Origin of the sequence: Flavobacterium sp. CECT 9288 (genome assembly GCF_918731615.1) — a bacterium.
GTDB lineage: Bacteria > Bacteroidota > Bacteroidia > Flavobacteriales > Flavobacteriaceae > Flavobacterium.
Window position 1 is genome coordinate 912,680 of sequence record NZ_OU957226.1, and the last position, 15,709, is coordinate 928,388.

The window sequence follows — 15,709 nt, forward strand, 5'->3', positions numbered from 1 at the left end:
CTAAAAAATACTGTCAAAATAATACTGGATCATTGTTTGGTAAGGACCTACTTTTTATTGAATAAAACTGTAAACTACAACAGAATACTGATTACTTTGAAATATCACTTTCTATGAGGCCGTCACGTAAACGAATGACACGGTGTGCATAAGCAGCAATTTCCTCTTCGTGCGTTACTAATATTACGGTGTTTCCTTGTGCGTGAATATCGCCAAAAAGCTTCATGATTTCTACAGAGGTTTTACTATCTAAGTTTCCTGTAGGCTCATCAGCAAGAATAATAGAAGGTTTGTTTACCAATGCTCTTGCAATGGCCACACGCTGTCTTTGACCTCCAGAGAGTTGATTGGGTTGGTGGTCCATTCTGTCAGAAAGGTTTACTTGTTCTAGTACTTCGGTGGCACGCTTATTTCTTTCTGATTTTGAAAAACCAGCATAAATCATAGGCAAGGCTACATTGTCTAAGGCAGTCGTTCTTGGTAATAGGTTAAAGGTTTGAAACACAAAACCTATTTCTTTATTTCTAATTTCGGCTAGTTCATCATCACGCATTTGGCTCACATCTTTTCCGTTAAGAATATAATTTCCAGATGTAGGAGTGTCAAGACAGCCTAATAAATTCATTAAAGTAGATTTACCTGATCCTGAAGGTCCCATTAATGCAACATATTCTCCTTTATTGATTTGTAAATTAATTCCTTTAAGTACATATACAATTTCATTTCCTAGAACAAAATTTCGCTTAATATCGGTGATCTGAATTAGTGGGTTTGCCATTCTTTATTAAATTTTATTCTTTCGTTACCTGAAAGATGCTGTTAAGTTGAGATATAAAGGTATAAAAGTTTTATTTGAGTAATAAGTAGCAGTTTTTTTTATTTGTTACACGAATTGATGTAGTAATTTGTTTTGGTTTTCGTTTTTATAAACTAGGATGTCTAAATGCGGGAATCAGTACCTTATACAATGACATGAAATCCTCAGCTAAAACTTTGCAAGACAATCTCTATAATTACTGTTTGTAAAGCATTCTCATTATTTTAGTCGGTTTTGCACAATTATAGTAATTAGTTGCATAATTTTTTGTTTTAAATTGAAAATGAAATGTTTGCCTATACATTTGTCACGTATTAACCACTAAAACATAAAAAAATGAAAAATACAAAACTAGTATTAGGACTTGCTGTAATTGCAATAGGATTTACAGCTTGTAAAGATGAAAAAACAGAGCAAGCTAAAGGTAAAGTAGACAATTATGTAATGTATGTAGACTCTTTGAGCAATGTAGCTGCAGAGGACACTAAGGACAACTGGATGGAAATAGAATCTGAGTTTAAATTAAAAAGTGCCGAAGCCGAAGCAGCTCTAGCAGACATGGCTGATGACGCTGAAGCTAAAGCGCGAATTGAGGCAAGTAGAGTTAAGTATGAAACGATGAGAGCGAATCTTGAAAAAATGAGAGCCGAAGCACTTGCTGCAATGCCAGTAAATCAAAAACAACAAATGCGTAATGCACTTTTTGGCGAAGGAAAAGTAGGTGATGACATGAGTTTTGTATGGGTTAATAAAAACAATATATTGAATGTGTACCAACAATTTGTGGATACTGTTGAAAGCAATAAAGATGCCTACTCTCGTGAGGATTGGGATGAAGTAAAATTGATGTATGAAGCACTTGATAGCCGTAAAAACACTGTTGAAAAAGAAGGTCTTACCAGTGCAGATAATAATAAAATTGCAGGTTTAAAATTAAAATTTGCACCTATGTATACGTTAAACCGTATGGGAGCAAAAACAAGTGAAATGAAGAGTGCTAAAGAGTAAGGAATAATTAATTCAATGTTGAAAATGACAGTCAGTATTGGCTGTCATTTTTTTTTAGGTTCTAATTATAAAATGTTGTTTGGGTTGTTCTCTTCTAAAAAAAACCAATCCCCATTGAAAAGTATCAATTGTTACCGTTACTTTTGGATGGTTTTTTATGATTTGCCAAGCCTCTTCCATTTCTGGCGACCAATGAATATCATCGAATATCCAAAGTGTATCATTTGTTATAGTTGGAAGTAAGGCTTCAAAATAATCTAAAGTTGCTTTCTTAGAGTGATTGCCATCGAAATAAATGAGTTTAAAGTTTAAAGTTTGAAGTCGAAAGTCACTTAAATAATTACTAAATTCTGTTACAATTGGATTTACATTATCAAAATGGAATACCTGAAATTGACTTTTTGCAATTGCCATTGTACTTGAACAACCTTCGAGCGTTATGATTTTTGATTTTAGATTTGCCATAGCAATTGCCGAAGTCGCTAATCCTAATGAAGTTCCAATTTCTAAAATAGTTTCAGGTTGAAAATAATGGGTAATTCGGAATAATAATTCGGCTCGTTTTGAAGAAATTCCTGCTGTTCTCGCAATCTTTGCAACGACTCTTGTATTCGATTTGAAAACTTTGGATCCTGCACCAAAATCAGTTACTTCAATCGAATTACTATTTGCTAAAAGCGTGTTTCTGTATTTTCTTAAAATTGCATATTCGGATTTTGATTTTTTATCATAAAAACATTTCGTCAATAAACTAAATACAAACGGAGAATGTACTGCATGCTCATTTTTGGAGTGCCAAAGAAATTTTAAATATGATTGGAGTTGAAACAGCATAGTACTTTTTTTTTACACATTGATTCTCAAAGATAAAACACAAAAGGACGCAGTTTTTCTGAAATTTTGTGTCGCTTTGGGGTGCTTCGTGCGTCTTTGTGAAAGAACATCGTAGGTGCGAAGATAGTAAGATTAAAGCCGAAACCCAAAATGCAAAACTACCATCTTGGCACTTGGATTTTCGACTGTTTTATCTTGAGACGTTCCGACTTTAAAAAGGCTATATTTGCGCCCTTGAAATTTGCACAAGAATAATATCCCTTTTTTACGATGATGATGGAACAAATAGAACATAAAACGGCTATAAGCTCAGAAGAAATTGACCGATGTATCGCTATTTTAGCACAACTGAATACTGATACCGACCAAATATTTGATATCCCAAAAGAGCAACGAACGGCTTTAATCAAAGCGGCTGGAATGTTTTCCAGACCGGATCGTGACGAACTATCTCGAAGAAAAAAAGATGGAAAATTAGTAGCCAAACGTAAAAAAGAAAAGCAAGATAGAATCGCAAGGAAAGAGACCGGAATCCGACATGCACGAGAGGCCAGTGTGTTTATGGCGCCCAAATTATTGGCGTACAATGATCTCGTAAACAAAGAACAATTAGAACTGGAAACGCCAAGAAATTGTTACGTATGTAAAACGGAGTTTACTAAAATGCACCATTTTTATGATACCATGTGTACGGATTGTGGTGATTTTAATTATGCTAAACGTTTCCAAACCGCCGATGTAAAGGGGCAAGTTGCTGTAATTACTGGTTCTCGCTTAAAAATAGGCTATCACATTACGTTGATGCTTTTACGAGGAGGCGCAACCGTTATTGCTACCACTCGTTTCCCAGTTGATTCGGCTTTGCGTTTTTCTAAGGAAGACGATTTTATGGAGTGGGGACATCGGTTGAAAATTCATGGATTGGATTTACGACATATTCCGAGTGTGGAGATTTTTTGTAATTTTATAGAGCAAAAGTACGAGCGTTTGGATATTTTAATTAATAATGCAGCCCAAACCGTGAGACGTCCTGCTGGATTCTATACGCATTTAATGGAAAACGAGGAGCGTTCCATAGACACTTTACCGCAACACGCACAGGAGTTATTGCTGGATCATATTAATTGTTTGGATGAATTAAAAGTGTTGACTACTGGTTTTTCATCTAATGAGAATATGCCTGTAACTTGGCACGGACCAGAACCTGGAATTGGGTTGCGGGCATCCGCCAAATTATCGCAGATTCCGTATTCGTTTGACAATGCCTTGGTAGCACAAGAAGTTTTTCCGGAAGGAGAACTCGATGCCGATTTACAGCAAGTAGATTTGCGAAAAACCAATAGCTGGCGCTTGCGATTGGGACAAATAGAAACTACTGAAATGATCGAAGTGCAGTTGGTGAATTCCGTAGCACCATTTGTATTGTGTAATCGCCTTTCGGAAGTCATGAAGAAAGACAATACGGGTAAAAAACACATCATTAATGTATCGGCTATGGAAGGGAAATTCCACCGCTTTTTCAAGGAAGACCGACATCCGCATACGAACATGGCAAAAGCCGCTTTGAATATGCTGACGCACACTTCCTCTGGAACTTTGGCAAAAGACGGAATTTTTATGAATGCAGTTGATACCGGTTGGGTTACCGATGAAGATCCCGCTGAATTGGCCAAAAGAAAACAGGAAGAGCAAGATTTCCAACCTCCTTTAGATATTGTAGATGGCGCTGCAAGAGTTATGGATCCGCTATTTGACGGCATCAATACCGGTAAACATTGGTGCGGTAAGTTTTTAAAAGATTACAATCCTATTCCTTGGTAGATAGTGGTTTACGTATTTTTTTTGAATGGTCTATAGAAATAGACCATTCATCGATAGTTACTCCATCCTATATCTAAATATTTATTTTCTTGTAGATCATTGAATTAATTTTACAATGTTGATTATTTAAAAGGAAATAGATATGATTAAAATTCTACATTGTCAAGGACCAAGAGCATTTTTGTTTTTTTTGCTACTTTTAACCACTACATCAAGTGCACAAGATATACCCTTTAATTGTGATTTCAATGCGTATTTGATTCAAAATAATGATGTGTTTGCTATTGATTTGGCTTCGGGAAATTCTATTTCGGTAGCACAAAATATTACAACTGGAAGTATAAATGGAGCAGGTTATAATGCTAAGGATGGATATATTTGGGGCTATTTAACCTCTCCTTCTAAATCTATAGTTAGGATTGGTAAAAATTTTAACACCACCATTTACACCATTAGCGCATTACCTGATGCGAGTAGATTTGTAGGTGATGTGAGTCCAGATGGTATTTATTTTTTTAAATCTGGTGGGAGTACCTATTACAAAATTGATTTGGATCCAGCCTCACAATCTTATTTGCAGTATTTAGGTTCTTTTGAATTATCACAAGGCATCAATGTTCACGATTGGGCTTTCAATGCTGTTGACGGTAATTTATATACTGTGGAACAAGCTACTAATATATTGTATCGTGTTAATCCATTAAATGGAGTAGTTACAAATTTAGGAGTTGTACCGGCAATGTTAGGTAATAATTATACCTATGGAGCTGTATATTTTGATTTAGCAGGAAGTTTTTATGTGTCTGCTAATCAAACAGGGACCGTTTATGTGATCCGTGATGTTAAAGATTTAGATGGTGTAATTGGGATGAATTCTAATTTATTTGCCTTTGGTCCATCAAGTTCAAGTAATGATGGAGCACGATGCCCAACTGCTCCAGTACCGCAAGAAATTTGCGATAACGGGATTGATGATGATGGCGATAATTTGATTGATTGCGATGATCCATCTTGTTCAGGATATGCTAGTTGTCCTGTTTATAATGCTTCAATTTCTGGAGCTAATGAAGGTGGATTAGAGAGTAACAATAGATTGGCAGAACAAATTAACAAACGAAATTTTAATAGAGTAAAAACAGCGTACAAGTTTGATGTTGCCACAGCAAGAAAAGTTACAAAACCAAGTTTATTTTCTAGAAAGGCATCGGGTACAGTACTCAAAGATTTTATTCCATTTGGTGTTATTAATGAGCAATCAGTAGTAGAGTCTACTCCTACAGATTTACTTTCTATTACCAATGCATCCGAAGTATACTCAGTAGATTACATTAAAAATAATAAAACAATTGCCTCTATTCTCGCCTTGAAAACAAATAATGGCGTGTATGAACATACTAAGTTTATTTGCGATAGATTGTTAGGAGCACAAATTCTTTCAGTATCAACTATAGAAATTAACGAGCAGCCTTTTATCAAAACGATTATAAAAAATGCAGATAATAGTATTGAGTATGTATTGAGTTTCTCTGCTAAGAAAGTAAATACAGATGCGAATTATGCGCTAGAAAGCCATTGGAATCTTGATAAATATGAAAAGAATATTGGCTTTTATAATTTTCAAATTTGGACAAATTCAATCGATGATTTGTTTAAAATAGGGCAAGAAGTTGTTAATTTAATTCAAAAACAAAAACCAATTATTGGTTATACCTTATCAGAGCCACCAACAGTATTCGTCAAAAAAGGAAGATATAGCAACGGAAACTTGGAGTTACAAGTTATCAATACAAATGCTACAAGCGCCGTAACTTTTGATGGAGGTTTGAGAAAAACAGAAACCAGTATTGAGCAAAAAATAAACAGTTCTATTAATTTGAATAAAAAATATGTAACGGATATTGTGGTGCCAACGGGTAATTTGTTTGACATTGGATTTAGAATAGGGGATGGGGTTGCCACTCCAGATGATTTATTCTTGTCTGATGGACCTTGGGGAATTGACGCACCAGCAAGTACAACGACCGTAACTAATTATACTGTAGGCGTAAATACACGAGAGTATGATGCTGGAAGTTTTCCTGTAGAGCGCAATATAAGCCTTACAGCTACCACTACAGATTATGTTTCAGCTTATAGAGCGCTAACTCCTAGGTTTAAAGCAGTAGATTTATCAACATATAAAAGTTTGCATTTGCGTGGTAAAGGTACAGGTATCCTAGAAATAGTTTTTGTAAAAAATAGTATTGCAAACTGGGAACAACAGTACAAAGCAACAATTACTCTTACTGGAGATTTACAGGATTTTGCCATACCGTTTACAGCATTTGTTTCTAGTACAGGAAATCCATTAGTTTTGAATGACATAAAAACAATAGTGTTTAAAATGACTACTCTTGATGGGAAACCAACAGTAAAAGAGATGGATTTACAAACCATTCAATTTTCTAAGAATCTCACATTAGACACAGCAGAATTTGATTTGGCATCACAAGGAAACAAAGTGTCGATATCGCCAAACCCAATAGATGATAATTCGAAACTGCGTTTTACAGCAACGGATGCAGAAAGAGTTGCAATAGAAATTTATAATATAAATGGAAAGTTAGTTTCCACCATTTACCACGATACTCAAGTAGGAAATAATGAAGTTCAGATTTCAAAATCAATGTTGACTTCAGGTATTTATTTTAGTAAAATAATCAGCTCTACTTCATCCTATGAAGTTGTAAAAATAATTGTTAAGTGATTTTGTTAAATAGTTTTTAGTTAGTTTTTTTTTTTTAGTTAGTTAGTAAAATGGCTGTATTGTTGTACAGCCATTTTATTTTTAAAATTATTTACTGTTAGAGCATAAAAACATAAAGTTGCATTATTAAATTAATCGTTTACTCTAAATCGCTTTAATTCAGCTACTGGTTCAATTGCATGGTAGCCTTTCCATATTTTAGGGTCGTATGATTTTAAGGCTACAATGTTGAATTCATTCTCAACAACTTTTGCAACATCAGCATCTGTTACAAGGGAATGTGATAGATTTAAAAATTCAGTTTTAGTTAAAGAGTTGCCTTCAAATTTTATGTCTAATGATAGAATGTCTTTGTCCTCTTTTGTGATTTCAATAAATTTCAAAGGTCGGTTTACATAAAAATAATTGCCATTTTCTTCAGAGGCATAATGCAAGTAGTAATTCTTGTTTTCAGATTTTTTGCGAAACATTAAAATTCCTTTTTTAGTATTCTGAGCTACTTTAATGCCTAAAAGCCATTTTAAATTAACATTGTTAAGTTTCTCTCCCTCATCAAGTTGGTATTCAGCTCTAAGAACGGCATAGTCAGACTCATTAATGTAGAGTTTACCTGTAAATTTTGCATTGCCTTTTTTTGGTGAAAATGAAAGTACAAATGCATAATCGTTATCCTCTGTAAAAGTAGTTCCTTCAAACTTGTAACGGTACAGTTCTGGGTTATTGATAAAATCATGCTCAGAAGATTTCCCTAAATTATTGTTCTGGATGAATTGTGTTAAATTGTATTTTGTGGTTGTAAGCAGCGTACTTTGATCTGTTTTTTTATTTTTTGTTTTCTTTTTATTGAAATCTTTCCGCAATGAAATGGTGTCTTGGGAACCAAAAAGTCCACTTTTAATGCGGTAATACTTAGTAGAATCTAAGTGTTTTAGCATTGTTTTTATGCCTATTTGTTTCAACTCTTCTGATGAGGTTGCACTTCCTTCATTTTTGAGAACCGTTGCTTTGAGAACGTTCATTTTATGTGATACAAATGACTTACTGTCTTTTTTAATAGTATGAGTAAATAAATTACACAACATGTCTGTGTACTCTTTTGGAGGTGATTTAACTAAGGTATTTGTGAAGTTTTGTATATCACTATTTACTTGTTTGAGCGCTTGTTTTGAAAAACCTGTAGACTTATTTACATCAACTACAATTTCCTGAGGATTGGTCGCTGTTGATTTTCGCACAAATAGCATGTCTTTGATGGGATTATCGGTATTGCTGTAATTCAAAGAAAGATTTGCTTTAACGGTAGCCATGATTGAATAAGGATTTGGTTTTTCACCATTTACTTGTACATCATCTAATTCAAAAATAGTAGGAGTCATGGCTATTATGTAATCTAGTTTTGATAATTGACTTACTTTAACTTCAAGATTTTTGTAGCCTAGATAGGTAATGGTTAGTGTATTTTCGTCTTGAATTGCAGTTTCAGATAAGTTAAAAAAACCTTCGGCATTTGAGATCAAATGTTCTTTTTTATCAATATTGATGGTGGCGTAAGGTATGGGCTCTTTAGTAGTGGCATCAATTATTTTTACTGAAATATTTTGTGACCAAGAATATTGAAAAAACATAATCGTACTCAACAAGAGCAGGTATGGTATGAATTTAGATTTTTTTTTGATGGTTGCGTTTGCAGATTTTACGTTCATTTGAGTTGATTTACAGTTTGATGATTGAAATTGATTGTCAAATGTATACGTTATTTCAATACTCAAGTAGTATAATTGTGCTAATTTTCTGTTAATGTATCCATACGAAAAACCCCATCCCAAGTTACGATTATGAACTTGGGGTGGGGTTTGTTGAGTTTTTCTTTGTGAGTATGTTTGTGAGCGAAAAGTTGGATATTTGCGTAGTATAAGGAAGAACTATTTCATTTCCGAAGGGCGGTTACTTGTTTTTTGGGCAACTAATGCAATGTAGCGTTATGCGTGTATGAGATGATTTTTTTAGCCGCAACATTGGGTTTTGCCACCCAATCGATAGCAAACATCCAAAAAAAATTATCCTAAAGGCAAAGCCAACTTCATATTAATTTTACACCCGCCATATTGCCATACGGCGGTTATGTGCCGTTATTATTTTTGAAGTTCATTGTCAATTTCTTTAATAAGCTCATATGCCTCTGGTTTTGTGTTTTGGTCATAAACCCTTATGTTATTCTTACCTAGTTTGACAAGAAATTCTATTGTCTTTTTAAATTTTGGGTCTGCATACATTTTTTCTTCAGGCTTATCTGCATTTTCTATCATTTTGTCAAAACACTTAAACAGAAAATCATTATAAATTTTATTAACTTCGTTAACTGCCGGTAGATATATTTGGTAATAATTTAAGATTTTCTGTTTTAATTTTTCGTCTTCAATGTAGCCTATTTTGCCACTTGACTTAAAACCTTCATAATTACCAATACTCATTATTTGTCCATGTGAATAAATTGGAAAATCAACCACATTTTTAGACTTATAAATACTGTCAAGTTGGAGAGTAGTTAGTGCTAAAATTTTTTCATAGCCTTTGTTTGAATTTTGGTATCCTTTCTTTTCAATGTCGATATTTTTTATGTCATTCTTAATATCATTCTTTAAATTACCAAGAAACACGGCTACTTCTTCTTGTTGATGTCTGTGTTCACTCCAACTGTGTAACCATATTGAAAGTGTTACAGCAAAAACAATTATGAAAATTTCCATTATGATTTCTTTTGATTTCTCTCCCAAAGTGTGTTCTTTATTTGTCATGGTTTTGTAAATTTTTTTGGTGTGTTTTTTTACTTCTTCTTGCATATAGTTTTGGTTAAAATATTGTTCCTTTAATTTGTCTATTCGTTCATTTTTTTAAACTGTTTTTGCAACTTGTATATTGATTTCATGAGATCAATTCAATCTTCCATTATCAATACGTATAAGTCTGACAAAAATCAAAAATTAAATTTCTCAAAAATATATAAAATAAACTACAAAACACCAATCGGTCTTTTAATTCAATGTAATTTTTCTCAAGTCAAAAAATAGTTTTATGCAAAAAAAAATCCACAACAAAATCAAAATTTTGTTGTGGATTTAATCCTGAATAGTAATAATTTTCGAAGCTGCAAACTGCAACTGAATACTAATTTTAACCTTCCATTTTGGCGCTTAATTCAAACCAACGTTCTTCTTTAAGTTCCATCTTTTGGATGAGGTTTTGCAATTCATTTCCTTTTTTCTCAATATCAGCATCCGTAATTTTCCCATCCGAAAAAAGTTGCTCAATAGCTACTTTTTGAATCTCTAAATCTTTTATTTCTCGTTCTATTTTCTGGAATTCTTTTTGCTCATTAAAAGTCAAATTTCCAGTTGGATTGTTTTGTTTCCAGTCTTTCTTTTCGGCTTTGTTTTCCTCTTTTTGAGCAACATCAGCACTGTCTTCATAGGCTCTAAAATCAGAGTAGTTTCCTGGAAAATCTTCCACAACACCGTTCCCTCTAAAAATGAATAAGTGATCCACAATTTTGTCCATAAAGTATCTATCGTGAGAAACCACTAAAAGACAACCTGGATAATCTAGTAAAAAACTCTCTAATACATTAAGTGTTACAATGTCCAAATCATTCGTTGGTTCATCCAGAATCAAAAAGTTCGGATTCTGAATCAAAACGGTACACAGATACAAACGTTTCAACTCACCACCGCTCAATCGGTCTACAAAGTCGTATTGTTTTTTGGCATCAAATAAAAAGCGTTCTAATAATTGTGATGCCGAAATCAATTTTCCTTTCATCAAAGGGATAAATTCCCCGTATTCCTTAATGACATCTATAACGCGCTGTCCTGGTTTTGGGTTGATTCCGCTTTGCGTATAGTAGCCTACTTTTATGGTTTCACCCACCACTACTTTTCCGCCATCAAGTGGTAAAGTACCAGTCAATAAATTCAAGAAAGTCGATTTTCCTGTTCCGTTTTTACCAATGATTCCAATGCGTTCACCACGTTGAAAATCAAAACTAAAGTTATCCATGATTACATGGTCCTTGAATTTTTTAGAAATTTTGTGAAGCTCAATAATCTTGCTTCCCATGCGTTCCATGTTAATTTCAAGCTCTACTTTGTTTTCACGGCGTCTGCTTTGTGCTTTTTCTTTGATTTCATAAAAATCATCCTGACGCGATTTTGATTTGGTCGTTCTCGCTTTTGGCTGACGGCGCATCCATTCTAATTCTTTAACAAAAAGATTCTGTGCTTTATCAACACTAGAATTTTCTGAGGCAATTCGTTCCTCTTTTTTCTCTAAATAATACGAGTAATTTCCTTTGTATTGGTATAATTTTCCGTTGTCTAGTTCTATAATTTCATTACACACACGCTCTAAGAAAAAACGGTCGTGCGTCACCATGAATAGGGTAATATTTTCTTTGGCAAAGTAACTTTCGAGCCATTCAATCATTTCTAAATCCAAGTGATTCGTAGGTTCATCAAGAATTAACAAATCAGGACGATTGATCAAAATGATGGCTAGTGATAGACGTTTTTTTTGTCCACCCGAAAGGTTTTTTACTTTAAGCTTGAAATTTTCTAATTTCAATTTAAACAAAATTTGCTTGTATTGTGTTTCAAAATCCCACGCATTATGCTGATCCATACCATCAAAAGCTTTTTGGTACGCCTCTTCGTCTTCGGGGTTTTCCAATGCTTTTTCGTAGGCTTCAATGACTTTTAGCGTTTCATTATCAGAGGCAAAAATGCTTTCTTCAATAGTCAATTCGTCTTGTAAATTATTGTTTTGGGACAAAAACGCCATTTTAATCCCTTTTCTAAGCACAACTTGGCCAGAATCTGCTTCTTCAAGACCATTGATAATGCTCATGATCGTGGTTTTTCCAGAACCGTTTTTGGCAATGAAAGCTATTTTTTGGTCTTTGTTTATTCCGAAAGAAATGTCTTTAAACAAGGTTCTTTCTCCAAATGATTTCGATATGTTTTCTACTGAAAGGTAATTCACAAGTGTATTTTTTTTGCAAAAGTACATTATTAAATGCCCATTTACCAATTGTTTAATGCAATCCTATGGCTGAATGAAGTAATATTCTTTAATTAGAATGGTATTGTTGACTCTTAAGTTTAGGAAGTGGCTTTTTCAATAGGAATTGTTTTAGAGAATGCTAATTGATCTAAACACAATTTTCGCCTGGTCATCAGTTATATTTTAAAATTAAAATAGTTATGGAGATAAAAGACCTTGGTAAAGAAACTCTTTTTCTGGAAAGAAATTTTTGCGAGCAATAGTACTTGACAATTTACCAGAGTTTGAGGTACTCTAAAATATCTTTGTATATTTGGAATCAAACAGTCAATACATTACAATGAACATACCTCATTCATCCTTACCCAGAGTGGTCATCATAGGTGGCGGATTTGCGGGAATAGCCTTGGCAAAAAAATTAAAGAATAAAAAAGTGCAAGTAGTATTACTGGACAAGCACAATTACCATACGTTTCAGCCCTTGTTGTATCAAGTGGCTACTGGCGGATTAGAGGCAGGGTCTATTGCATATCCCATTCGAAAAGTGATTCAGGAATATGATGATTTTTATTTTAGATTGACCAATGTTCAGGAAATTGACACCAAAAATCAAAAAGTAATTGCCGAAATTGGAGAATTAAACTATGATTATCTGGTTATTGCTACGGGTTCCAAAACGAATTATTTTGGAAATAAAGAAATAGAACGCAACAGTATGGCTATGAAAACCATACCGCAGTCACTCAATATTAGAAGTCTCATTTTAGAGAATTTTGAACAAGCAGTACTTACCAAAGATGTTTCGGAACAAAACAGTCTCATTAATTTTGTTTTGGTAGGAGGCGGACCAACAGGAGTAGAGCTTGCAGGTGCTCTTGCCGAGATGAAAAAAGCCATTCTCCAAAAAGATTATCCGGATATGGATATTGCTAAAATGGAAATAAACTTAATTCAAAGCGGTGATCGAATTTTAAATACCATGAGCGAAGCATCATCGCAAGCTGCTGAGAAATTTTTAACAAGTTTGGGAGTTAGGATTTGGAAAAACGTTCGTGTTACCAATTATGATGGACGTACCATTACAACCAATTCTGATTTGACTTTTGATACCGCTACCGTAATCTGGACTGCTGGAGTTCAAGGTGCATTAGTTGCCGGTTTAGATGGAAAATCATTGGTTGAAAAAGTAGCGCGAATCAAAGTCAATGAATACAGTCAGGTTCATGGCTATCAAAATATATTTGCTATTGGCGATATTGCGTCTATGGTATCAGTTGCCTATCCAGAAGGGCATCCTATGATGGCTCAACCTGCTTTACAACAAGGTGAAGTACTGGGCACTAATATAATACGATTACTTAAAAAGGAACCCTTGGAATCATTTGAATACAATGACAAAGGTTCTATGGCTACTATTGGCAGGAATAAAGCTGTGGTCGATTTGCCTAAATATCATTTTAATGGTGTCTTTGCATGGTTCGTTTGGATGTTTGTCCATTTGTTTTCGCTCATTGGTTTCAAGAACAAAGCCGTTGTATTCTTAAATTGGGTCTACAATTACATTCGTTTTGATCGTGAGGGTAGACTCATCATTAGACCGTATAAAAAGAAAAGCTTTACTACGTTTACCAGTGACGAGGTTTAAGCTTATTTTTAATTTCAAAATATCTATAATTAATTTTAAACGGGTTTTATAACTTTAAAACGTTTCGCTACAGTAGTAAAGAAGCCTAGAAACAGCTTTGCGAAATTTTGTACGCAAATTTTTTTTCAATTCGAATAGAAAAGTTAACCATTAGACCCAAATTTTGTGGCTTGTGCAGATGAAAATTTAGCTTAAAAATATAAAAAGATTACGTTTAGGCTTAAAATGACAAGAATTCGGGATTGGATTTTCAATTGAAAGAGCCGTTATGGCGAGATTCAAAAAATAGGGGTCCAAGGAGTTTCTTTTTTTGTTTTTGATGCAAAATAGGCTATTTCTGGAGCACAGCACGAGGAAACCTTTTTTAAAACACTTCAGAAAATTTGTGATGAAGGTGCGTTTGATTTTAAAGTTAGTGTTCTGAAAACAAAGGAATGCAACAGTTGTGGAGTTGAAGGTTGTAATGAATACTCTTTGTAATACAATCTTAAAATGCATTTAATTTTTATAATACAGGGGTTTGACTTTTAATTTAAAGTTGAACCCTTTTTTTATACTTAGTTAAGAATTGGTTGAGGATTTACCAGCAGTTTGTTGTATTTCATTGGCTTTTTTTTGATTGCTTTTTTCAAGGTCAAATCTACGCTCTTTATAAAGATTACCTTATTTTAAGATTTTACTATAAGTTGTTTTTAAAAGTAACTTTATTCATGTCTTAATTCAAGGTTTTTTTATATTAATCTATTAGATTTTTTATACTAAATTCTTATGGTTATTTATGGTAGTAGCCATTTTTAGTCATTCTCTTTTGTTGAAGTATATTTTTATGGTTATGAGTTACTTACAGTTCCACTTATCGACACTTTAACGTCATTCGTCGATTTTATTCCTGCAAATCCGTAATCAATTTTTAAATTTAATTAGATCAAAGTGGGCGAGTTACGAAATTTTTAAATTGTATGTCATTTTTTTTATGCTTTTACTTTCTTTTTTGTAGGAAAAAAAATCGTATTCTATTTTATATAAAGTACTTAAGTTGTTTTTTTTTGTGTAATAGGGTTAATCAACGATTTTAATTGCCTTTTAACTATTTTACAGAAGCTAATTGTATACGAAATGATAAAAATTTTATTTTTACATTTAATTATGAAACCGCTAACAATATTTTAACGTAAATAAATTACATAATTTGTTCTTAGTCAATGATAGGATGGAATTTTTTTAATAAAGTAATATACTTTTAAATCTAAATTTTTCGGTTACTACTTATTTTAGTTGGTGACAGTTTTGAAGAAATATTTTTTTAAGTTTAAGAATCAAAATAAATTAACAAAGTGAATTATGAAAATACAACTACCTTCATTTATTTTTAAAGTAACGGGATTTTTATTCCTATTTTGTTTTGTATACTATAAATAGTAGTTCTCAAGTTACTGCGGTAACTAATCCTACTAATGCACAAATTAACCTCGCCTTACAAGGGCCTGGAATTGTAATTACTGGTGGTACCTTAGGTGGTGCAGCTGCACCTGCTACTTTAAGAGCAAACCAAGTGGCCACTTTTACAAATGGGGTGTGTTGAAGATCTTGGAGCTTATTCTCTTACGATTACTTTAGGACCTTCCATAACTGGTTTAAAGATAGGATATCAATTTGGTTCTGAAGAATATCCAAATTATGTAGGTACAGTTTATGATGATGCGTTTGTTTTATAAGGATTTTTATGTAATGAAAATTAAAAAAAATACCAATAGGATGATTTTAAAGCTAGATTTTAATATTG

General features: G+C 33.3%; 11 protein-coding genes. 6 read left to right on the forward strand and 5 right to left on the reverse strand.

What is annotated here, in order from left to right; genetic code table 11:
* Positions 1 to 91 precede the first annotated feature (91 nt).
* Positions 92 to 778, reverse strand: a complete 687-nt coding sequence (locus LQ189_RS04150) for an ABC transporter ATP-binding protein (protein ID WP_230154466.1) — start codon at positions 776 to 778, stop codon at positions 92 to 94.
* Positions 779 to 1,153: 375 nt separating this feature from the next.
* On the opposite strand from LQ189_RS04150, the gene LQ189_RS04155 reads away from it, so the two are divergent.
* Positions 1,154 to 1,825, forward strand: coding sequence for a DUF6565 domain-containing protein (locus LQ189_RS04155; protein WP_230154467.1), 672 nt, complete (start codon positions 1,154 to 1,156; stop codon positions 1,823 to 1,825).
* A gap of 54 nt (positions 1,826 to 1,879) precedes the next feature.
* Here the strand turns inward: LQ189_RS04155 and LQ189_RS04160 are convergent, their stop codons facing one another.
* Positions 1,880 to 2,659: a class I SAM-dependent methyltransferase gene (locus LQ189_RS04160; protein WP_230154468.1), complete on the reverse strand. Its 780-nt coding sequence runs from the start codon at positions 2,657 to 2,659 to the stop codon at positions 1,880 to 1,882.
* Between the two features lie 270 nt (positions 2,660 to 2,929).
* Here LQ189_RS04160 and LQ189_RS04165 point away from each other — a divergent pair, with 270 nt between their 5' ends.
* Both LQ189_RS04165 and LQ189_RS04170 read left to right on the forward strand, forming a co-directional pair.
* Entirely contained in the window at positions 2,930 to 4,480 is a 1,551-nt protein-coding gene (locus LQ189_RS04165) for an SDR family NAD(P)-dependent oxidoreductase (RefSeq protein ID WP_230154469.1), read from the forward strand.
* 142 nt (positions 4,481 to 4,622) lie between these two features.
* Complete coding sequence (locus tag LQ189_RS04170) at positions 4,623 to 7,226, forward strand: T9SS type A sorting domain-containing protein (RefSeq protein WP_230154470.1); 2,604 nt, start codon at positions 4,623 to 4,625, stop codon at positions 7,224 to 7,226.
* Between the two features lie 131 nt (positions 7,227 to 7,357).
* Here LQ189_RS04170 and LQ189_RS04175 read toward each other — a convergent pair whose 3' ends face one another.
* The 3 genes from LQ189_RS04175 to LQ189_RS04185 form a co-directional block, all read right to left on the reverse strand.
* On the reverse strand, positions 7,358 to 8,995 hold the full coding sequence (locus LQ189_RS04175) for a carboxypeptidase-like regulatory domain-containing protein (RefSeq protein ID WP_230154471.1): 1,638 nt from the start codon (positions 8,993 to 8,995) through the stop codon (positions 7,358 to 7,360).
* 363 nt (positions 8,996 to 9,358) lie between these two features.
* Entirely contained in the window at positions 9,359 to 10,066 is a 708-nt protein-coding gene (locus LQ189_RS04180) for a DUF6090 family protein (RefSeq protein WP_230154473.1), read from the reverse strand.
* 331 nt (positions 10,067 to 10,397) lie between these two features.
* Positions 10,398 to 12,260, reverse strand: a complete 1,863-nt coding sequence (locus LQ189_RS04185) for an ABC-F family ATP-binding cassette domain-containing protein (protein ID WP_086455173.1) — start codon at positions 12,258 to 12,260, stop codon at positions 10,398 to 10,400.
* A 361-nt stretch (positions 12,261 to 12,621) separates the two neighbouring features.
* Between LQ189_RS04185 and LQ189_RS04190 the strand changes: the two genes are divergently transcribed.
* From LQ189_RS04190 to LQ189_RS04200, 3 genes are all read left to right on the forward strand, one after another.
* Positions 12,622 to 13,926, forward strand: a complete 1,305-nt coding sequence (locus tag LQ189_RS04190) for an NAD(P)/FAD-dependent oxidoreductase (RefSeq protein ID WP_230154481.1) — start codon at positions 12,622 to 12,624, stop codon at positions 13,924 to 13,926.
* A gap of 1,402 nt (positions 13,927 to 15,328) precedes the next feature.
* Complete coding sequence (locus LQ189_RS04195) at positions 15,329 to 15,508, forward strand: hypothetical protein (RefSeq protein ID WP_230154483.1); 180 nt, start codon at positions 15,329 to 15,331, stop codon at positions 15,506 to 15,508.
* Positions 15,495 to 15,641 carry a choice-of-anchor L domain-containing protein gene (locus LQ189_RS04200; RefSeq protein WP_230154485.1) on the forward strand — a complete coding sequence of 49 codons (147 nt, stop codon included), beginning with the start codon at positions 15,495 to 15,497 and terminating at the stop codon, positions 15,639 to 15,641. Before LQ189_RS04195 ends, LQ189_RS04200 begins: the two co-directional genes overlap by 14 nt.
* Positions 15,642 to 15,709 lie beyond the last annotated feature (68 nt).